This window comes from Snuella lapsa, from assembly GCF_039539345.1.
Classification (GTDB): Bacteria; Bacteroidota; Bacteroidia; order Flavobacteriales; family Flavobacteriaceae; genus Snuella; species Snuella lapsa.
Map to the genome: position 1 here is coordinate 1 of NZ_BAABCY010000102.1, position 23,970 is coordinate 23,970.

Annotated in this window: 10 protein-coding genes; all 10 read right to left on the reverse strand. The window is 36.5% G+C overall.

The features are described 5' to 3' along the window. Positions 1–3 precede the first annotated feature (3 nt). Positions 4–2,595 carry a glycoside hydrolase family 3 C-terminal domain-containing protein gene (locus tag ABD792_RS18100; RefSeq protein ID WP_345007804.1) on the reverse strand — a complete coding sequence of 864 codons (2,592 nt, stop codon included), beginning with the start codon at positions 2,593–2,595 and terminating at the stop codon, positions 4–6. A 22-nt stretch (positions 2,596–2,617) separates the two neighbouring features. Further along, positions 2,618–4,918, reverse strand: a complete 2,301-nt coding sequence (locus ABD792_RS18105; protein WP_345007806.1) for a GH92 family glycosyl hydrolase — start codon at positions 4,916–4,918, stop codon at positions 2,618–2,620. A 13-nt stretch (positions 4,919–4,931) separates the two neighbouring features. Next, a complete protein-coding gene (locus tag ABD792_RS18110; protein ID WP_345007808.1) occupies positions 4,932–6,533 on the reverse strand; it encodes a cellulase family glycosylhydrolase in 1,602 nt (533 codons plus the stop codon). A 77-nt stretch (positions 6,534–6,610) separates the two neighbouring features. Then, on the reverse strand, positions 6,611–8,734 hold the full coding sequence (locus ABD792_RS18115; protein WP_345007810.1) for a GDSL-type esterase/lipase family protein: 2,124 nt from the start codon (positions 8,732–8,734) through the stop codon (positions 6,611–6,613). 22 nt (positions 8,735–8,756) lie between these two features. Then, positions 8,757–10,154: a sialate O-acetylesterase gene (locus ABD792_RS18120; protein WP_345007812.1), complete on the reverse strand. Its 1,398-nt coding sequence runs from the start codon at positions 10,152–10,154 to the stop codon at positions 8,757–8,759. A gap of 73 nt (positions 10,155–10,227) precedes the next feature. Next, positions 10,228–11,664: a sulfatase family protein gene (locus ABD792_RS18125; protein ID WP_345007814.1), complete on the reverse strand. Its 1,437-nt coding sequence runs from the start codon at positions 11,662–11,664 to the stop codon at positions 10,228–10,230. Between the two features lie 419 nt (positions 11,665–12,083). Then, a complete protein-coding gene (locus tag ABD792_RS18130) occupies positions 12,084–15,416 on the reverse strand; it encodes a VCBS repeat-containing protein (protein WP_345007816.1) in 3,333 nt (1,110 codons plus the stop codon). Between the two features lie 12 nt (positions 15,417–15,428). After that, entirely contained in the window at positions 15,429–18,707 is a 3,279-nt protein-coding gene (locus ABD792_RS18135) for a VCBS repeat-containing protein (protein ID WP_345007818.1), read from the reverse strand. Between the two features lie 112 nt (positions 18,708–18,819). Next, on the reverse strand, positions 18,820–22,200 hold the full coding sequence (locus ABD792_RS18140; protein ID WP_345007820.1) for a VCBS repeat-containing protein: 3,381 nt from the start codon (positions 22,198–22,200) through the stop codon (positions 18,820–18,822). A gap of 258 nt (positions 22,201–22,458) precedes the next feature. Further along, positions 22,459–23,955: a SusD/RagB family nutrient-binding outer membrane lipoprotein gene (locus ABD792_RS18145; RefSeq protein ID WP_345007822.1), complete on the reverse strand. Its 1,497-nt coding sequence runs from the start codon at positions 23,953–23,955 to the stop codon at positions 22,459–22,461. Positions 23,956–23,970: the final 15 nt, after the last annotated feature.

The window sequence follows — 23,970 nt, forward strand, 5'->3', positions numbered from 1 at the left end:
AATTTATTTTAAGGTTATTAGCGTTTTATTTGTTGTTTTTGAATCCGGCCCCACATAAATTTCAAACACCCCAGGTTCGATCATTTGATGGCCTTCATTATCGGTTATAGCCAGGTCTTCCCTGGTAATTTCGAAAGTCACTGTTTTAGAGGCACCTGCTTTCAGGAATAGTTTCTTAAATCGCTTTAACGTTCTTAACGGCGTCGCTACACTTGCTTCCTTATCCCTGATATACAATTGTACTACCGTCTCTCCATCAAATGTGCCATTATTACTAACAGTAACATGCACCTTGTTTGACATGGCTTGCGTCATGACTGACGTATCCAATTGAGGTTTGGAAAAGGAAAAATTGGTAAAACTCAATCCATAGCCAAAGGGATACAAAACATCGCCGTTAAAATAACGATAGGTACGTCCGCTCATATGATAATCCTCGAAGGGAGGTAAATCTGCTACCGATTTATAGAATGTTACAGGTAGTTTCCCCGAGGGGTTATAATCTCCAAAGAGCACGTCGGCGACCGCCTGTCCTCCTCCCTGCCCCGGATACCATGCATTTAAAATGGCCGGCAAATGGTCCTGTTCCCAGTTAATAGCCATGGCACTTCCTGTAGTGAGTACCAATATAACAGGCTTTCCTAGTTTATGTAAGGCCTTCAATAGTTCACCCTGAGGCTTAGGTAACTGTAAATTGGTTCGGTCTCCTTTGGAAAAGCCATCTATGGCTACCGGCATTTCCTCGCCTTCCAATCGGGAAGTAATCCCTCCCACATAAACAATAGCATCACTCTCTGCTGCTTTCCGAAACATGTAATCTTTACCCTGTAGGTGTTCTGTATTCCAAACTAGTTGAATGGATGCCATCCATTCGTTTGTACATTTATACTCCAAACGGATGTTGTATTCCTTACCTTTTTTAACCTGAATAGTTTGAGATAACACACTGTTACCATTTCCGCCAGCTCCATTTAGTAGCTCCTTATCATCAACAAACAGTTTAAAAGAACCTCCGCTTTCCATAACACCCAATCCTACTTCTCCCGAAAAATCTGGTTTTAAAATTCCTGTATACTTGATAGAGAAGTGCCCCGGTTTTAAAATATCAATAGGCGCCGCACCTCCCCATTCAAAATCAATATAGTTCTCCGTTTCTGTCTTTACAGGCGCTCCGGACAGATCGCTATTGTTATAATAAGCGGCCGTAATCTTACCGGTAAAGAAATCTTGATCGATAACATTAAAAACAGGTGCATTGTCTACAAGATTGGTTCCTTTAAAATAATGCACTTTGGTCGATCTGGATACTTTGTCCTTAATACCTTCCAAAATGGTTTTTGAATAGGTAGGCGTACCAAAGTAATTGCCCAACATAAAATGCCGATCGTTAGCATTGGGTCCAATAACCGCAATACTCTTTATTTTTTTTGAAAGCGGCAGGGTTTGTCCCTCATTCTTTAACAACACCAGGGACTCCCTGGCCGTTTTTAATGCGAGTTCCTGATGTGCCTTTGCCTCAATGTAATCATCCGTTAATTCCGTAAAAGGCATATCAGCAGGAGGGTTTAGCAATCCTAACTTTATACGTGCGGTAAACAGGCGTTTAACAGCCTGGTCAATCTTTTCTTCGGAAACCAACCCCTGCTCTACGGCTTTCACCAAATGGGAATAGGAAGACCCGCAATTAAGGTCGCAGCCAGCCATTAGGGCTAATGCAGAAGCCTCTTCGGCCGTTGGTACGATCTTATGATGCTTATAAACATCTGAAACTGCTCCACAATCGGACACCACATAACCTTCAAATCCCCAGCGCTCCCGTAAAATATCATTCAATAATAACTTACTGGCTGTAGCCGAAGCGCCCAGATACCTGTTATAGGCAGACATGACTGAAAAGGCCTTCCCTTCTGTTACAGTTGCTTTAAATGCGGGTAGGTAAGTATCGTACAAATCTCTTTTGGTGGTATAGGCATCAAAACTGTGCCTGTTATATTCTGGTCCGCTATGTACAGCATAGTGCTTTGGTGTGGCAACAACCTTTAAATAATCAGGATCGTTACCTTGCAAACCTTTTACAAAAGCAACGCCCATCCGGGAGGTAAGATAGGGGTCTTCACCATAAGTCTCTTGTCCGCGTCCCCACCTGGGGTCTCTGAAAATATTGATATTCGGCGTCCACATGGTGAGTCCCTGGTAACGTCCCCGCTGTCCTAATTGTATGCTATGGTTAAATTTTGCTCTTGCTTCGGTGCTTATAACATTTGCAACATCATGTATTAGATCGTCATTAAAGGTGGCGGCCATACCAATAGCCTGAGGAAAGGATGTTGCGGCTCCTGCTCTTGCCACACCGTGTAAACATTCGTTCCACCAATTATATTCCCGAATACCTAACCTGTTAATAGCCGGAGCTACATCCTGCATCTGGGCCACTTTTTCGGCCAAAGACAAACGGGAAACAATATCGTTGACCCTGGTTTCGACATCCAGATCAGAATTTTGAAAAGGAAAGTCCGTTTGCTGCCCTATTAATAAGGTTGGTACGCTAAATAACAGGGTTAGTATGTTTCTTTTAATACGATCTTTAAAACGCATGATCTTTGATCTTTAATTTTTATTAATTATTCTTTGGTTGGTTTCCCATAACAATTTTTAACGTACTGCCTGCTTTAATAGCGTCGTGTTTAAAAACTAAAGCCTCTTGTTTAATATCATTGATATAAAACGTCTGTACATATTTATTGTCAGGACTGTTGTTCTCTGCAATAATGGTAAAGGTCTTACCAGATTTCAATGGTATCTCGACTTTATCAAATAATGGTCGTCCAATAGTATATTCAGGATTTCCAGGCGTTACCTGATAAAATCCCATAGCATTTAAAACATACCAGGCCGACATTTGTCCGCAATCCTCATTACCAATAATACCTTCGGGAGTTGGTGTATAAAACTCCTTGAGAATTTGATCGACGAGTCTTTGGGTTTTCCAGGGTTGTCCTGCCTGGGAATAGAAATACGCTATATGGTGACTGGGTTCATTTCCATGTGCATATTGTCCTATTAGCCCGGTGATATCGCTACTGGCATCTTCACCTTCAATTTCGGATGAGGTTGTAAACAAAGTATCCAACTTTTGAGAAAACACTTCCTTACTTCCGTAAAGGTCAATCAACCCTTTAACATCGTGCGGTACAAACCATGTCCATTGCCAGGCATTACCTTCTACATAGGCAGCTCTTTCATGGCTTGAGTATTTAGGATTAAACGGACTTACCCAGGATCCGTCTTCATTCTTGCCTCTCATAAATCCGGTTTCCTTGTCAAAATAATGGATATAGTTTTTAGCGCGCTCTTTAAAAACACTCACCAAAGAGTCGTTATTATTTTGCCTGGCTATTTCGGCAATACACCAATCGTAATAGGCCATTTCCAATCCAAATGAAACCGACTTAATGATCTTATCGGCCGGAATGAGCTTGTTTTCATTCACATACTTATTATAAAGAGGCATCAGGCCTTTTTTTCGTTCGTTCGTTGTGTTTTCCACCAACCAGGGCTTATAGGACGCACTATTAAGCGCGGCTTCCAGTGCCAGGGCCTTATCAATTCCGGGAAGGTCTTTTGCCAAAGCATCGGCAATATTGGCTACTGCTGGGTAACCAACCATGGTGGCTGTGTAATTGGATGCCAAAGGCCACATAGGCAAAAAGTCGCCTTGCTGATATTTTAACAGTAAGTTGTTTACCCATTCTGTCGATCGTTGTTCGTCGATAATGGTCATTAGCGGGTGCAACGCTCTAAAAGTATCCCATAGAGAATACACGGTATAGTTTGGTGCGTCGGAAGATGCCTGATGGATTTTATGGTCCATACCACGATAGCGTCCGTCCACATCCTGATAGATCATTGGGGCGATCATACTATGATACAGCGCTGTATAAAACACCTTCAGATTAGCCGCGTTCTCTGTACTTACCTTAATGGCTTGTAACGCATTATTCCAAACAGCTTCTGAATCTTTCCGAACCTTATCAAAATCCCAATCGGGCAATTCGGTTTCCATATTTAACTGTGCTCCTTTGGTATCTACGGGAGATATACTAACCTTTATCTGTAAAGTTTCATCCTTCTTTAATTCAGCAAAACTTAAGTAGGCATATACATTCTTACCGTTATATGTATCAGCTTCCGGTGCAATTTCCTGATCCACAACGGCCTGATCAAGGGTAAACGGACTGGAAAACTGTGCATAGAAATACACTTTATGGTCATTGGCCCAACCTTTAGAGTGTTTAAGTCCTCTAATGGTTTTATTATCAATTATCTCAAGTTCATTATACACATTACTGTGCCCCCAGGTACGCTGTAAAATATGACCTATATCCAATAGCAATCGCTTCTCATCGTTGCTGCTATATCGGTAACGGTGGATCCCTACTCTATCGGTAGTAGCTAATTCAGCCTGCACCGGGTAATTATTAAAGTTTACAGCATAGTACCCCACCTTGGCTACCTCATCGGTTTTATTGAATGTTGCAATTGGTTTGTCCTTTGTTTCGCCTGTAAAAGGAAGTAATAACACATCGCCCATGTCTCCTATCCCTGTTCCACTTAAATGAGTATGCGAAAACCCGTAAATGGTAGAATCGGCATAATGATATCCGCTGGACGCATCCCATCCATTCAATTTAGTATCGGGACTTAATTGAAGCATCCCATGAGGCCTGACCGGCCCTGGAAAAGTATGCCCGTGAAAACCGGTACCAATAAACGGATCGACATATTGAAGAAGGTTCGCTTGCGCTACTTCCTGTTGATGTTCATCTCTTTTGCAACTAAACATTACAAAGGCGACAAGTATCAATACCAGCATGATTGATACATTAAAGGTTTCTTTAACTCTCTTACTCTTATACATCTTTAATTAATTTTTACTTTACAAAATCCAGCGTTATCATTCTCTTTTCTTTATTTCCGGTTGTTGGAATAATTAACCAACCGGCATCAGAACCATCGATATTATTAATTTTTATGCTATCCCTAGAATTCAATATTTCCTTATTTAGTCTGGAAAGATGCGGTACATAAACAATAGTAGGCTCATCGTCGGTTCCGTTTTCCCGCCATGTCATTGTAAAAGTTTGAGCATCAAAATCATTATAATAATCTAACAATTCTCCTGAGGTATAAACGGGATACGGCCGTATGAGCACTTGTCTAAAATATTCCAAATTTTCACTTCCCGGATCGTAAGACCAATACGCATTTCCAAATTTATTTCTTTCAATTAATGACATCGCATTTTTGGCTACTGGAATAACACTCTCCGAGTTGCCATAAAAAGCCCCCCACTCCCCTAACCAAACAGGCATTTTTAGCTGTTCTCCCTTTTTCTTGATTTGCCCATAAATATACCCTACCCGGTCATTTGAAGCCGATGCTACAGCCTCGGTATCGGTAAGAAGGTCATATCCATGTGGTGCATAAGCCACCAGAGGGTCTGGCTGGCCATCAGGTAAAATGGTTCTTTCTATTGCACTTTTAACACCTGTATTTCCAAAGTAACTATGCTCTAAAAATAAAATGTGGGTGGTATCAACCTCTCGTATGGCATCACTTACTTTCTGACACATCTTTTGTAAAATACGACTTTCAAAATCCTCATTAAGTCCATTTAGCCTGCTTATAACGGCATCGTAATTTTCTTTACTTGACAAAACTTCGAGGGCTTTCTTTCGAGACGATTCGTCCTCCCAATTCGCCAATAACTGTTCTTCCGACAACACTGTGCCCGTAAGCTCATATTGCAATTCGCCATAAGCTTTTAGCAGGGTTTGCATAAACTTAATTCCTAAGGATCCGGGAAAAGGTTCATTCATTATATCGTAACCGACAACTGCTGTATTATTTGCATAGCGTTGGGCCACATGTTTCCAAAGAGCTGCATAATGATCTTGAAGACCAATGCCATCACTGGCCGGTTTATTAGCCCAAAAATTATCGAATGCTGTCTGGACTGCTTCACTCAACATGTAAGCATCACTCCAAACGGCACCCGTAGTATGGGACTTTCCTTCATCTAAAGTAGCCCATTCGGGAGCTCCGTCACTGTATTTTACGGAAAATAAATCCTGATGCATATCTAACACCACAAATATGTTATTAGCTTTTGCCCAAGCTATTATTTGATCGATCTCTTTCAAATATGCTTCATTATACACCCCGGGTTCCGGTTCCAACCGATCCCAAATCATGATAAACCGAATACAGTTTACCCCCCATTTTTTTAAGTTCTTATACAATTCGGGGCCGCTCCTAAATATATACCCCTCCTCTTTATTCTTACTGACTATATTGATTCCATTAAAAACAACTTCTCTCCCCCTATCGTCTAAAAACTTATCCCCTTTTACCGTTATTGCTTCTGGAAAATTTATACTTTCATTTAACGGCGAATTAACTCCACTTTTACAACCTGTAAAAAAGTTAGCGAACAACAGAGAAACCAGAAAAATTAAAATTTTATATCGCATAATTCACGTTTTGCATTTCCTATTTCTTTAGACGTTTATAAACTATAATTTACTTATAAAACCAATAAAAAAATTGCTTATTTCCTTATGATTTCATTATACCTTTCTCTAATGAACTTACCCCAAACCACATAACCTTCTGGTAATAGATGAATGCCATCTCCACTATACAGAGATCTATCCAAATTTCCTTCTGGGTCTGAAAAGGTCTGCTCCATATTGTAATAGAAAACCGAAGTATCATTACCAAGACGGGCAATGCGTTTGTGTATTGCGTTATACTTTTTTCTTCTATCGGAATCTTTATCCAATCCTGTTGGGAGAGGCCCCAATAGGAGCAATTTAGATTTTGGGAAAGCTATTTTAGCCAAGGCTACTACTTTTTCAATACCGCTACTAATTTCATCTGCATTATTAAAGGGAAAATTATTAACACCAATGGTCAAAACAACCATTTTAGGCCTTCCAGTATTGTAATGTCCATGTTCGATACGCCATAGTACATGTTCTGTCCTATCGCCAGAAATACCTGCTGAAATCCATTTTAGATCTTTAAAATGGATGTCGGCTGCGGCCTGTCCTGGTTTGTAAGTTGTTAAAGAACGATCCCCTCCCCATCCTTGCGTAATGGAGTTGCCTACTAATAATAAATCGACCGATTCTGAATTCTGACATAAGGAATCGATATCCTTCATTTGATACCACCAGCCTTTTCCGGGTTTCCACCCTGCTCCTGAGCGATATTCAGATCCAGGTGCCACAACAGTAGCGAAATTAATTTTACGATCAGTAGCTCTTAGCATAAAATCAACAATGGGTGTAGGATTACTTAAACTATGAGGATGGTGTCCAATATCTGGCTTATAGATACTAGTTATATTACCTCCTAACTCTAAAACCTTTTGTTCGAACGGTTTTGTATTTTCATCTATAGGCACTACTGTATCTGCCTCACCACATACATGCATCATAGGGAAACCGCCTTTTGCTATGACTTCAGTTTTATGTATCGGGTTACCATTAAACTGCTCAAGATCGTCCTCGGACGTTATATTATACACCTTTTTAAAGCGTTCCCAATCTGCTTCACTTCCTTTGCCTTGTCCTTTTCCTCCCGGCCAGCTAGTTCCGTCCAATACAGGCGCATCGGCATAAAGGCATGCTACTTTTTCAGGATTCTTTGCTGCCCAGTTATAGATGATAAGCCCACCACGGCTCATACCTTCTAACACAACTTTTTCTGATAGCCCAGCCTTAATCATTAACTCATAAAAGGCATCCCATCGGGCTACTGCTTCCGGAGCACCATACAGGTTGGCTACATCACAGTATGCTATATGAAATCCGCGTTCTAACAACGCAACATCTGTCTGTGGTTCATGCCCCCAAAACCGTGCTCTTAGTACCCATGGATGTCCCTTGGCCACCTGTTTAGGTTGTACTATTTTACAGTCTACACCGTTCCATTTAAAATTGGTTTGCCTGAATCCATAAAAACTATGATCTTGTTTATCTTCTAACTGATCTATCTCAATGTTGAAATGTTCTGAAGTTTCTTGTAATACGGCTTCATAGGCACGCCTTGCCATACGTGTCGCTCCCAACGAAGAAGGATGAATGGTATCTGGTAAAAGATTGGGACTATCAATAAACAACTGATACAAATCTATAACTTCACTATTTGTTTCGTAAGCCACCTTCTGGGTTAACGGGATAATTTTATTTTTTATAACGGGATTCCAAATGCTAGAAGAGTCCTTTAGAAAAGATGGTAATGGGAGTAATAATACCACGCGCACATCTTTGTTCTTTTCTTTAAATGATTGGATAAGTGCTTTATAGTCCTTTTCAAAATCCGATTCCAGATGTATTCTATTCTGTTGCTTGGAATCGTTAGTTCCTAATTTAATAAAAATAATATCTGGATTAAACACTAATGCTTCTTGATAAGCATCGGAATTCCAATATGGATGATCTCCTTTCTTTAAAAGTGTATTCCCACTAACACCAAAATTTTTAACTTGATATGTTTCACCTAGCATGGCTTGCAACTGTTGAGGATAGGCATTCATCTCCCGATTTGCAACCCCCGATCCGAAGGTAATACTATCGCCAACACAAGCTATTTTAATAGGTTCTTCTGAAACTTTACAACTAAAAAACGTAAAAAGGAATGCATATACGACAAAATAGTTTCTCATGGTTTTATGTCTAAATAAAATTTTACTCTATCCAATTATCTGTTTTAAATGCTGAAGCTGGTAATCCCGACGTGTTAAACAAATTTGGCAGGGCATCATCAGAAAAAGCAAAGCGCACAGCCACGGGATCTTTAACCGCTTTGGCAGACACCTCCACTACATTTCCTTTTATTTTTGCCTTGGCTGGATAAAATTTCTTATCGGCTCCTGCAATGTAGAAGGTCTTTAGCTCTCCTTCTTTGGAAACCAGACCACCTTCGACATAATCGAAATGAATGATCGCTTTATTTCTCTTTACTTCCATTCTCTTATAAACTGGTCCGCTGTATACCATATTGCTAACGCCATAGGTTTTAGCCAAGGCCCACAGTGCTAATCGCCTGCCTACTTCCTGCTTGTTTGTTGGGTGAATATTTTTTAGATTTCCAATGTCATTGGTCACTACCATTCCTGTATTGTTTACGGTTTTCATGGTTAGTAACTGTGCGTCCCTTACCAATGCCACCCCTTCTTTAAAATCGTTATATGTATGGGGTGCTATCTGCACAAAATAGAACGGAAACTCCTTATGCCAAGCTGCTCTCCACGATGTGATTAACAGTGGAAGTGATTTATAATAAGACAGTGCATTTTGTCTGTTAGACTCTCCTTGATACCATAAACAACCTGCTATATTAAAGTTTAAAAAAGGATGCACCATACTATTGTAAGTCACAGCTATGTCTCTAGGCCACCAAACATAATCCTTTATTTGAGTAGAAGCCTCTTTTAAATCGGAATGGGCTTCTAATTGTTCTTTTGCTATCCAGGGCTCTATGGGTGTTCCTCCCCAACTGGAATTAATTAAACCAATTGGAACCTCCTCCAATTCATTATGCAGTTCACGTCCAAAAAAATAAGCAACGGAACTAAAATTCTTCATGGTTTCTGGCTGACAAAATTCCCATGTGCCTTGTGAATCATCTTGCTTGTATTCTGATTTTTTCTTATTTACGGAAAACAGTCTTATTTTGGGGTAATTAGCTGCTTTAATTTCTTGTTCGGCATTATCCAAGCCTTTTAATGGTGTCCATTCCATATTGGATTGTCCCGAACAAAACCAAACTTCTCCAATGAGTACATTTTTTAATTCCAACACCTCATGCCCTGTTATGGTAATAGTGTAGGGGCCGCCAGCCTCTGGCGTTGGTAATTGTAATGACCATATCCCTTGATAGGCTGTTGTACTAACAGATTCACTACTCCATGAAGTTGTTACAGTTATCGTTTCTGCTGAATTGGTTGTCCATCCCCATATCGTGGCTTCACTTTGCTGTTGCAATACCATATTATCCGACAAAATAGAAGGCAACCATATTTTGGCATAACTTAGACTTGTAACAGACAGGAAACAAATCAATCCGAGAATTATTTTTTTCATCTTTACTTTTAGGTTAGTTATAAAATAAAAAGCGAGCCACCTGGGTATTACAGGGACTCTTTTATTAATAAATTTACAATTTTGCGTATATCGGCTTTAAATCGAGTTGATCTTCCATTTCCTCCTGCAATTTGATCAAATCACCAAAAAGTGATTTGATCCTGCCTGTATTCGCTTCATCGGAAGCGATATCATGCAACTCCATCGGATCCTTTTTAAGATCATACAGTAATATCTGCTCTGATCTGGGATAGACTATGAGTTTGTAATTATCTTTTCTGATCATCCGTTGAGAGCCTTTTTCGTAAGTACCATAAACGGCCTGGCACTTACTTTCCATTCTTAGGCCTTTGGCTAAATCCAAAAGGCTGTTAAAGGTTATGTAATCTGGTTTTTCTACGCCTGCTATATCCAATGCCGAGGCCATAACATCCTGTAAATACACATCGGCATTTACTTTATTTCCTTTAGGAATATCGGGACCAACCACCATTAAAGGCACTCGCACGCTGTGGTCATACATGTTTTGTTTACCCATAAGTCCGTGTTCCCCAACTGCCAATCCGTGATCGGAGGTAAAGAAGATATAAGTATTTTCTTTTAATCCTCGTTTTTCTAATGCTTCTAAAATATCCCGAATCTGATCGTCCAAATGGGTCGTTAAGGCGTAATATTCTTGCCTGTTTACTTTAACAGCATATTCTGTCCTTGGAAAGGGTGCTAATTTTTCATCTCTTAAATTACGACCAGCTCCCATGGTTTCTGCATAGGGGTATAAAGGCATATAGCTTTCTGGAACGGCTATATTATCCAGACTATACATATCCACATATTCTTTAGGGGATTGCCTTGGGTCATGCGGTGCATTAAAGGCTATATACATAAAGAATGGGGATTGTTTTTGAGCAGCACTGTCAATAAATGAAACGGCATCGTCCTTTACGAGCTCACTCCAATGCTTTCCACCTTTCCAATAGCCGCCGAACTCCTTTTTCCAGGGTTTCCATAGGGTATCATTTTCGTTTTGGGGTCGGTTATACCCTTCGGGTGTATCGAAAGGCATTCCCCGAAGCACATGACCTACATGATTAAATATTTTATCGGGCTTGGCTTCTACGTGCCATTTCCCAGTCATATAGGTTTCGTATCCTTGTGTTTGCATTAATCTGGGCCAGGTCTTATCCAAATCTTCATTCTTCGAATAGTTATGGGAGATCTGCTGCGCTTTCCAAACAGAACGTCCACTAATCATCATAGCTCTAGATGCCAAACATATCGCTCCATTCCATCCGCCCATATTATAAGCATGTGTAAACGTGGTGCCTTCATCCACCAGCTTATCCATTGCGGGAGTGATGATTTCCTTGTTCCCTAAAGCATTTACTGCTTTAAAGCTTTGGTCGTCCGTATACAAGAAAATGATATTGGGTTTACTTATCTTTCCTTTTTCCTGCTCACAGGAAAACAGGCAAAATCCTACCAAAAGGAAGATTAAAATGTGATGTCTCATGCTATTGATTTAAAGTTTGCAACGGGCTACTTACAGACATATTTTGTAAGCTGTTTTTAAGTATTCAGTTTAAATTTAAAATCCCGGGTGTTATGGGGTCATGGGGATGTGGTTTTGGCATTCCCAATTCCACAGGCCCTGGCCCCACAAACTCGGTTTTCTAGGTTCAATGATTATTTTATTCTCTTTTTATGGAATATTACTTGCTCCTTGGATTTTGAAACAAAAAGATATACCACTTTAGCTAAATAAATAAACTATGGTGTGATATGCTACCATTATTTTTGCTTAAACTAATTCTTATTTGACAATATTTTAAAATTAAACATCTTTATTCATTGATAAACTAAAATCGAACTAAACGTACTTTTTAGCGATTATGAAATCAAAAGTTCAGAATAACCTCGTTACAAAACCCTTTATTTATTTATCGAAAACAGTTGAATAGCTTTATTATTGTTTCCAACAAAAACATAATCTTTCTTGGTTCCTTTTATTAATTTAAGGTCTTTAACATTATGCTCAGCAATGAATCCAGTATCACTATTAGGTATAACAGTGAAATTTGCTTTTCCATCATTAATTAAGATGACACCTTTTCCTGCATCGGCTTTTGTTGTTTCTATTTCAGATTCGTACATGTTTCCTGCTAAAATTAAATCAATATAACCATCTTCATTCAAATCTGTTGTAACTATACTATTCACAGTAGAAAATTGAGCTTCTAGCGGTAAAACTCTAGGTTTATAATCATTACCATTATTTAGAAATACAGTAGTTTCAAACATAGTTGCTTTGTATTTTTTAGTGTTTTCTAAATCTTTACCGTAAATGCCAAATAAATCCTGATTAGCAAACTCATTAAAACTAGGGAATTTCTCACTAATTATAGGCATTTGTTCAGTGGAACATTCTTTTCCTCTAACAGGAACTATGCTTCCGTCAACATCTTTTGCTAAAATAATTTCTTGGGTGCCATTTTTATCTAAATCACCGTAGTACAATTGAAATGGCTTTTCTTCTGAAGCATGAAATTTATAGTTCAGTCCTAAATTGCCTGCAATAATATCTTTATCACCATCATTATCTAAATCTTCAAACTTTATAGAATTCCACCAACCAAATTTTGTTGAAATACTGGTGGATTGCTCTTTAAACTTTGTACCGTCATACTCAAAAAGACCTATACCTGTCCATTCACCTACTATTGCTAACTGTACTCTATTGTTTTCAAGTTTCCAATCGGCATCAGTTACCATACCAAAGAATTCTATTTCTGGAGCAATTTTATGGGTTACATCGGTAAATTTTCCATTATTGTTTTGAAGTATATAATTTTTTGGTGAAAGCGGGTAGGCTCCACTTACAACTCTACTGCCTATAAAGAGATCTAGATCTCCATCTCCATCATAATCAAACGGAAGCACTTTGGAAGTATTTGTGTTTATTTCTGGTATATTACTGCTTACATCAACAAATATATTGTTTGCAGAACCAAACAGTAAATAGTCTTTTACTTCATAGGTTTTATTAAATTGATAGGATCCACATCCTACATATATATCATTATAACCATCATTATTAAAATCTGCAATGGCTCCGCAAGTTTCCTCTTTCTCTAAGGTATTTATACCATTTAGCATAGACCCCCTAAATCCGCTTTCAGTATTATAGTACATACCACTTTCCTGTAGATATCCACTTGTTATAAAGACATCATTTAAACCATTATTATCCAAATCTCCTTTAATCAATTTTGGACCATAACTAGAAAGTCGATGAGGTATTAAAACTTGTGTTTTGTAATCATCTGTATAAATATCTCGGTGGTGATATACACGTGACAACTTCTCTTTCTCATTAGTAAATAGAGTGTTATTTGGATTAGATTCTTGTAATTTAATGTTGGGCTTATATTTTATAACTAACTTTTTGTTTGCCTTTTTTCTTTTTACAACCTGTTTTTCCCCATTAGGCCAAGTAACGGTTATACGGTCTACTACTTTAGCCTGTCCTAAACCAAAATGTGCAACACATTGAGAGGCACTAAAATAACCTCTATTTGAGGTAATATATTGTTTTTGAGTTATTCCATTTGCTTCAAGTTCTACAATTGCTCCTATGCCAAAATAATTTTTGGTTTTAGTATTTTCTAATTCAATTATTATGGCGTTCGCTACTTGTTTGTCGGATGCTAAATTTCTTAATATTTTTGCTGATTCGTTTGTATTATTCATTACAATATCTAAATCACCATCGTTATCAAAATCTGCATATGATGCACCATGTGTAATTCCTGGATTTTCAGAAAGCCAAATATTATTTTTTAGATTAAACTGCAGACCATTTGTGTTTCTAAATATATAATTCGTTTTTTTTGACTCTGGTAGTAAACCCATTAAATAATCAATTTCTTCTTGAGTAATTTTGTTACCTGATTCACGATACTTTCGCATTTCAACGTTTTGCTTTGCTTGACCATCTACGTCTAGAACATTGTGTTTAATACCGTTTGTAACATAGACATCTTTTAAACCATCATTATCAAAATCTACAAACAGGGGAGACCAACTCCAATCTGTCTTGCTTAGCCCCGCAAGTTGACTAACTTCTGAAAACCCACCTATCCCATCACCTAAATGAAGCATGTTATGCATATATTGATAGTTATAATCTGATTTAAGCATGTTTTTAAAATCTTCTCTATTACTCATACTCATAGAAGTTTTAGACTCTTTATAATCTTTAAAAGACATATCTAACACCATTAAATCTAAATTACCATCATTATTAATATCCGTAATATCACTACCCATACTGTAATAACTTGTATGTTTTAACCTATCAAGTGCAACTTCTTTAAAAGTTCCATTTTTTTGATTTTCATAAAGAAAATCTGGCCCAACAAAATCATTACTTACATGAATATCTGGGTAGCCGTCATTATTTATATCACAAATAATAGCGTTTAGCCCAAATGAAATTTCTGGTTTCATGCCAGATTTTAAACTTACATCAACATAAAAGCCATTTTCGTTTTTATACAATTTATCTGATGATCCAAATCCTGATGTACGGGGATCTATTGCAACTTTTTCTCGTGGAGCGATGGCAGATGTAAATCTAAAATCAACAGGAGTATTTACCAAGTATAAATCTAAGTCTCCATCTAAATCGTAATCAAGAAATAGGGCTTGAGTAGAGTGTGATCTATCATCTAGTCCATAGTCTTTTGCTTTTTCAGTAAATGTCAAATCTCCGTTGTTTATAAATAACTGATTTGTAAGTTTTGAATCTCCTGTTTTAAAAGAGCCACTTCTACACAAGTATATATCCATGAAACCATCACTATTAATGTCAACAACAGTAACTCCTGTACTAAAGCAGTCCTCAGGTTTAGATATTCCAGTTTGCTGGGAAATATCTTCAAATTTTAAGTTTCCCTTATTTATGTATAGCTTATCTTGAAATAGGTTACTTACAAAGTATATATCTTGTAGCCCATCATTGTTAAAATCTGCTGTTGCAAGACCAGCACCCATATATAAGTGCATAAAATTAAAATAGTTTAGTTTTACTGTTTCTTGTATTTTATTTTGAAACGTAATACCTGTTTTTTTTGAATCTAATACTTCTAGTAAATTAGGGTTACTATTGTTAATTGAATTTTCTTGTTCAAATTTACTAGAACTAGTATTAATGTATCCAAAGCTAATGTATACTAAACACAGCAGAAACATTTTTTTTATCATATTCTTATGAAATTATTTAAATTTTTTCTTGGTAATTTTAAAGGTTTTAAACGCTCCATTATTTATAGCGCCTATTATACAGTCTACTCCATTTATCTTTACAGGAACAAGTTTCTTAGTATCATATGGCATGAAAAAACCACTTTCTTGTGAGGACAAAGGTTTAAATAAGCCTCGTCCGTTACCTTTTAAGTATAAGCCAACACTGGCATCATTTCTAGTTGTTTCAACTTCTACAGGGTACATATTTCCCGCACAAAGTATATCCTTATAACCATCATTATCAAAATCTTCTAAAACAATATCATTGATGTTAGAAATTTGAACTTCATTAGGAAGTTTGGTAGATTGAAACAAACCATTACCTTTATTTTCAATATAGACGCTAGCAAATGTTTTTGCTTCATAATGCAATGCTGAAGCCAAATTTGTTTCCCCATAAACTTCACTTAAATTTAGGGATGCAAACAGGTCGTAGCTTTTAATCTCTTGAGCTATTTTCGGAACCTGTTGTGACGAACAGGAGCGGCCTCTTAGTGGAAATTGCTCCCCAAAATTGTAATAACTCAGTACAATATCCTTCTGACCATTATTATCAAAATCATCATAAAATACCTCGAAGGGCGCCTTTTCGGAAGCTTTATATTTGTAATTTAATCCCAAATTACCGGCTACCAGATCCATATCACCATCATTGTCCATATCGGCTGCAGCAATGCTATACCACCAGCCATTTGAATTTGAAAGTCCATTATTAGCTGTATCTTTTTGAAATTTATCGCCTGTATTTTTTATAAAAGTAATAGGCATCCATTCACCTGTAAGAACGAGGTCTGTTAAACCGTCTTTATTATAATCCAACCAAACCGCATCGGTCACCATACCAATATTAACAAGGTCGCCTGCTATTGATCTTGTCACGTCTGAGAATTTTCCGTTGTCGTTTTTTAATATTCTACTGGTTACGGGAGAAGGGTAATCCCAAGGACTATGCCTTCCACCTACGAACAAGTCTAAATCACCATCATCATCATAATCGAAAGCGCGAACGCAAGCACCACTTTCTGTTAATTGCGGAAGCTTTTTCTTCGATTTGGAAAAGCTTCCTTTACCGTCATTCAAATACAAACGATCCTGATAATTTTCTGAATTTGCTTCCCAATTATTACCGCCACTTACAACATACAAATCTAGGTCGCCATCGTTTTCTACATCAAGAAATAAAGCGTCTATGTCTTCAAATATAGCATCTTCTAAAAATGCTTTATTAGGTTTGATGATAAACTTTCCTTTTTCCTTTTGAAGATACAATGTTGCCGGTCGTCCCATAGAAGCCCCAATAAAAATATCTTCCATACCGTCGCCATTAACGTCTCCTGAAGCTAAAGCCGGTCCAAACTGTGATTGCTTATGAGGCAGTAATACCTGTTTTTTAAAATCATCAAAATCATTCTCGACATGTTTGTGTTTAAAATTCTCTATTTCAGTAAACATTGTTTCAGAATTCGTATTTTGATTTAGGGTTACTCTTTTTGAAGTATTATAGTCAATAGTTAACAGTTGATTTAATGCAATGGATTTAATGATACTTTTTTCCTGATCCGGCCAGGTTACAATAACACTATCTATTTCACTGTTTTTTGAAAATCCAAAATGAGCTATTTGTTCACTGGATGAATACATCCCCCTTACACTTGTAAACTCATACAATTGGTGCTGTTTATCCTGAACAACCTCTACCCTAGCCCCTTGTAATGTTTTATTTGTTTTCTGGTTGGTTAATTTAATCCGCAAATAATTATAATTTGCCTTTTGATTACTATTATTCCTATAAACAGACGCCACGTCATTAACATTATTGACTACCAGGTCCAGATCGCCATCATTATCCAGATCTCCGTAGGCACAACCTGCCGAAAATGTTTTTTCGTCTAGTCCCCATTCATTAGAAACTTTACTAAACGTTAAGCCATCGACATTCTTATAAGCATAATTGGCAAGCTTTACCGATGGAATTAAGCTTAATGCCTCTTCAAGATCTAGTATATCCCAAATAGATACAGTGCCTCCATTGGGATTATTCTTAACAAAATCGTCTGCAACTTTTGTTATATATTTCCCAACTTTTTTATCCGAATCGGTATTCCTAATGTCCCGCATCAGACCATTCGTCACATAGATATCTTTGAGTCCGTCATTATCGAAATCGGCAATCACATTAGACCAGCTCCAGTCCGTACTGGGTACGCCTGCCATCTGTGCAATATCACCAAATTGAGGGATACCCTCGTACACACCATGATTTAATTGCAGGGTATTAAACATGTATTGGTAATGTCCTCCATTTTGAACTATTTTCCAAAAAGCATTTGGGTTCATACCACTCATATTTGATTTTAAGCGGTAATTATCTTCGGCTACCATATCTAAAACCATTAAGTCCAGTTTACCGTCGTTATTAATATCGGCAGCGTCCACCCCCATACTAAAATAAGATATGTGACGTAAAGCGTCATTGGTAATGCTCGTAAAGGTACCGTTACCGTTATTCAAGTAGAAAGCATCCGGTGATGCATAATCGTTCGCCAGGTAAATATCTTGCCAACCATCATTATTAGCATCAAATACGGAAACACTATTGGCGTTTCCTGTTTTTAATAGCCCTGCATTTTTAGTGACATCTGTAAATGTATTGTCACCATTATTTTTATATAATCTGGGTGCGAATTTTTCTTGTTTTCGGTTGACATAGTACATCTCGGAATAGTTCCCTGGATTTGGTGGCTGGTTAAGTAAAAATACATCTAAATAACCATCTTTATTATAATCTAGAAAAGTAGCATGCCTTGTTCTTTCGGTATTATCTAAACCAAATTCTTCGGCTGATTCTTTAAAGGTTATCTTGTTATTAGCATTATTTTTTGATGTGTTTATGTATAATTTGTTTTTACGAAGTTCAGGTTTGTGGTCATATAGTTCTCTGGTGACATAAATATCTTGCCAACCGTCATTATTAATATCACCAATAATAACCCCCGATGACCAACCACCATTATCTTGTATGCCTGAAGGTTGTGTAATATCTTCAAATTGCATATTACCTATATTCATATATAGGCGATCACTAACAAGATTTCCAGCAAAAAACACATCTTGAAGTCCATCATTATTAAAATCTCCAACTCCAACACCTGCTCCTCCATAATAGTTAGAGTAAATTAATATGTTGTGTTCAATTTCATCTTGAACTTTATTATTAAAATCAATATTTGTATGGGTACTTGGAAGCATTGTAAACAATGCATCTTTACTTTGAGTGAGTCCAGTAAAAACAGACAAAAACAAAGTGAAAATAAAAGATAAGATTGATAAATGGTTTTTAAACATTGTGTTTCTCTAAAACTTATTCGTACTTAATTATTCTTACCGGGCCATCATTTACCCCAACAAGAATATGTTTTTCTCCTTTTATGGTAATTGTTTTTAGTTCTTTTACATCATAAGGTAAACTCAAACCACTGTTTTGCATATCTACCTGAGTAAACGTACAATTTCCTTTTCCTTTTAAAAAAAGCCCAACACTTGAGTCGTTTCTTGGTGTTTCTACTTCAGATCCATATAAATTCCCAGCTACAACAACATCTTTTTTTCCATCGTTATCAATATCTTCAATAATAATATCATTAATTGACGAAAGTTGTGCTAATCTTGGTAATTCGTGGATATTAAAACTTCCATTTCCTAAGTTTTCAAGACATATACTACTGAATGTTTTTGCTTTATATTCTAACGATTGGTTTAATAAATCTGAGCTATAGACATCAATCAAACTAGCACCTGCAAATTCATTATAGCTTTTAAAAGTATTTTTTAAATTTGGTATTTGTTGGGTAGAGCAAGAGCGACCTCTTAACGGGTAATGCTCTCCATAGTTATAATAACCTAAAACAATATCATTTTTTCCATTTTGGTCAAAATCACCATAGTTTACAGTAAAAGGCTCTTCTGCAGTGGCTTTATATTTATAATTTAAACCTAAGTTACCAACAATATAGTCTTGGTCTCCATCGTTATCTATATCTGCTGCCTCCACACTATACCACCATCCTGTACAATTTTTTAGGTTTTCTAGCTGATCATTTTTCTTAAAATTGCCATTATCATTTTCAAAAAATATAATAGGCATCCACTCTCCTACTACAATTAAATCTAAATCATTATCTCCATCATAGTCCGTCCATTTTGCATCAGTAACCATTCCTAATTTGGTGAAATCGTTATTAACTATTTTTTCAAAGGTTAAAGAACTTGATTCTTTCCAATTGTTTTTTAATAAATAACTTTCTGCTGGTTCTGGATAATGCCCTGGAACTTGTCTTCCACAAACAAACAAATCTATATCTCCATCATTATCATAATCTGCTTGAATAACTTTTCCGCCACTGGCAGTTAGTTTTGGTAAAGCCCTTTCATGTCTTGTAAATATTCCTGTTCCATTGTTTTCATATAAACGATCTTGGTACAAATTAATTCCTTCCCTATATTCATTTCCTCCGCTTGACACATATAAATCTAAATCGCCATCTAAGTCGGCATCAAATAAACAAGCTCCCATATCTTCATAGTAAATATAACTTTTATATGATTCATTGGTTGATTTAGAAAATTCCCCCGAGTCCTTCTGAATAAAAAAACGACCATTGTTTCCGACTGCACCTCCCACAAAAAAGTCTTCATTTCCGTCGTCATTAATATCACCTACAGCTAAACATGGTCCCAAAGTTGACATTTTATGAGGAAGAAGCACTTCTCTTTCATAATCGTCGAAATCATTCTCTTTATAGGTGTAATCTATCTTTAATTTTTGAGTAACATCATTAAAAATAGTTTTCTTAATAGTCTTCGAAATTATATTAGAAGAAGATTTTAATAGTGCTCTATCAAGCACAAGTGCTTGATTTGTTTTTATTTCTTTTATAGTAGACTTACCTCCATTGTACCATTGTATGACTAGGCTATCTATTTTTTTTACATTGGATAAACCAAAATGAATCATTTCTTCACTACTTGAATAAAACCCTCTTGCGCTCGTTAATTCACCACTTTGAATCTTATTATCATAATAAATACTGACACGTGTTCCAAAGAAACTTTTATATTTTTCATCTTCTTTGAATTTTATAGTTAGGTAATTATTTTTTGACAATTCATTAGACTTATTTTCATAAACAAAAGCTTCTTCATCAACATTACTAATAACCAAATCCAAATCACCATCATTATCTAAATCACCATAGGCGGCACCAGATGAGAAAGATTCTTGGCCTAAACCCCAAGCATCAGATGATTTTGTAAACCTTAAATCACCATTATTTTGAAACACGTAATTTGGCAATTTTTGGACAGGAAAGAAACTTAGCATATTATCTACAGAAATAAACTTTCTCAACTCTTGCATGTCCTTTTTGGGATCTAATGATGGGTACTTTTGTGAAAGTTCGCTAAGGTAGCTATCAATTTTCTTTAAGGCATCTGTATTTCTAACATCGCGCTTTATACCATTTGTTACAAAAAGATCTTTAAAGCCATTGTTGTCAAAATCGGCAAATAAAGGGGACCAACTCCAATCGGTATTAGAGGCTCCTGCCATTTGCCCAATTTCACTAAACAATAAATCATTATTTTGATTCATCCCACGATTTAACTGTATGGTATTATACATATATTGGTAATGACCTTTTAAATCAACAATGTTCCAGAATTCTTTAGGATTCATTCCAGACATGTTCGATTTAATTCTATAGTTGTCTTCAGCCACCATATCTACGACTGCCAAGTCTATTAGCCCATCATTATTAATATCTCCAACATCTGTCCCCATACTAAAAAAGGAGATATGTTTTAAGTAATCGTTAATCTTATTGGTAAATGTACCGTCTTGATTATTAATATATAGAAAATCTGGTCCTTCATAATCGTTAGCAACATACAAATCCTGCCAACCATCATTATTAAAATCGGCTGCAACCGAACTCAACCCATAACCCACATTAGAAAGTCCGGACTCTTTTGTAGCTTCAACAAACTTAGCGCCATTGTTTTTAAAAAATTTATATGTAAGCTCCGGTGCTAACCAATTTCTCCCTTTTAACGGTGATAGGATTGAAGGGTTTGGTGGTTGATTAATTAAGAATAAATCAAAATCACCATCTTTGTCATAATCAAAAAAATTGGCATGCATTGCTCTAAAAGGATCTGCAATACCATATTGTCTTGCAGATTCTGTGAATGTCATATCACCATTATTAATGTACAGTTCATTAACTCTAAGATCTGGTCTGTCATCATATAAACTTTTACATACATAAATATCCTTAAAACCGTCGCCATTAATGTCAATAATATTTACGCCTGTAGACCATCCTCCACGCTGTAAAATTCCAGCTTGCGCTGTAATATCTTTAAATTTTAAATCTCCTAAATTTAAGAACAACTTATCTTCAACCTGATTACCAGCCATATAAATATCTGGTAAACCATCATTATTTAAGTCTCCTATACCAACTCCAGCTCCAGAATAGAATGCTTCATATACTAAAATATTAGACTCATATGAATCCTGTATCTCATTTTTAAAATATAATCCTGTATCCTCACTATCTAATAATGTAAACAAATTTTCAGACTCTTTATTTCGAATCTGTTGCCCTATTACTGTTTCACAACATATAAGAGTGTAAACCATCAGATACTTTAATATAATCTTGCTTTTGTTTATACTCATCTCAAATTAAATTAAGTACATTAAACATGTTTCTTTTTATATCTACTCTCTTCATATATAAGGTATTATTTAATGAAATAAAATTAATAATTAACCAACATATATCATCTATTTTAAGTAGTTGATTTAACTAATTAGTTAACTAAACTAATACAGTTAAAAAAAGGTAGAATTCTTTAGGAAAATCTACCTTTTTTAACAATCTCAAAAAACTAACTTAAAAATTCTATTTTTAAATAATTAAATATCTCTTTAAACCTAGTTAGCATCCCACCATACTCTGGTGGTATATTCATTAGGTCCTTGATTAGCAACTGCGGCATTTATATTTTCTGCATTTACATTGAACTCAACAATTGGATATTTTAAACGTCTTGGAATCGTACCACCAGTAGCATTCCCTGAATAATTAACAGGTGTTAATACAGGGTACCCTGTTCTTCTCCAGTTAGAGAAAGATTCCCACGGGATTAACATAGTTGCTGCCCAATATTGTTCACCAATCATTTCTAGAGCATTATTTGCATCATATGGATTTGCTGCTAAATAGGCATCTACTTCGGCTGTTGATGGCGTACTTACACCATAAAAAGACCAGTTCTCCATGGCTGCGCGAACACCATTATTATAATGGGCTTCGGCATCTCCGTTATACCATCCTCTTGCTGCTGCTTCAGCTAACATGAGTTCTACTTCAGCGTATGTGATAAGCATTGATGGCTTCTCTCTATCAACTAATATTTGATTAATCTGTGAATAATCTGAAAGATCACCACCGGCAGGTCCATCTGTAATCAATGTAGTAGGGTCTAAACCATTTGGTAATCCTTGATGCGGTGCACCTGATTCTACCCAAGACAGAACATCTAATCTTGGATCGCTATTGTCTTGCATCCAACTTACAAACGTATCACTCAATCTAATAAAGGTATCTAAACGAAAAGCTTCACTTACTGGGTTAATTCTAGTATCGAGCGAATGCTCTATTTTAGCAACATCATCTAAACTGGTCATTACGCCTCCTGCTATAGCTTTTTGCACCCACGATTGTGAAGCAGCTGGATCTACTTTAGATAGCCTAAGCCCTAATCGTAACATCATCGAATAGGCTAATTTTCTCCATTTAGTAATATCTCCACCATAAATAATATCTTGATCTCCCGGAGATTCGGCAGACGCACTTAATTGACCTGCCGCCACTTCCAATTCACTTAACATATCTGCATAGATAGCCTCTTGACGATCATAAACCGGAAACCAAGTATTTGATATGTATCCAAGTCCCGCTTCAGAATATGGAATGTCCCCATACATATCTGTAACCTTATGAAAAGAAATGGCTTTCATAATACGCCCAATAGCGTTATAATTAACGGCTTCTGGATCTTCGCCAGTACGAATTACAAAATCGATTATATCTTTGGCTTCCTGTGTAAAATAATCATCATATAATGCAAAGCTATAATCTATAAAGTCAATATATTTATCCCCCGGTAAAATACTGGTAGCAATACTAACATCAGCTAATTGTTGGACAGCTGCCATTCCCCAACCTACAGCCGCTCTACGTACTTCATACTGTCCACCTGGTAAATGTAACTGATTCCTCGTGAGTTGCATTCCATAAGGAAGGTCTTCAATTGCATTAGGATTTTCATTCAATTCTGCTAATTCATCTGCACAAGATGTTAGAGAAAAAGCCATAATTATCAGAAAAAAATACGCAATATTTATGCTAATTTTATTATTTTTCATATTTCTATAAATTTA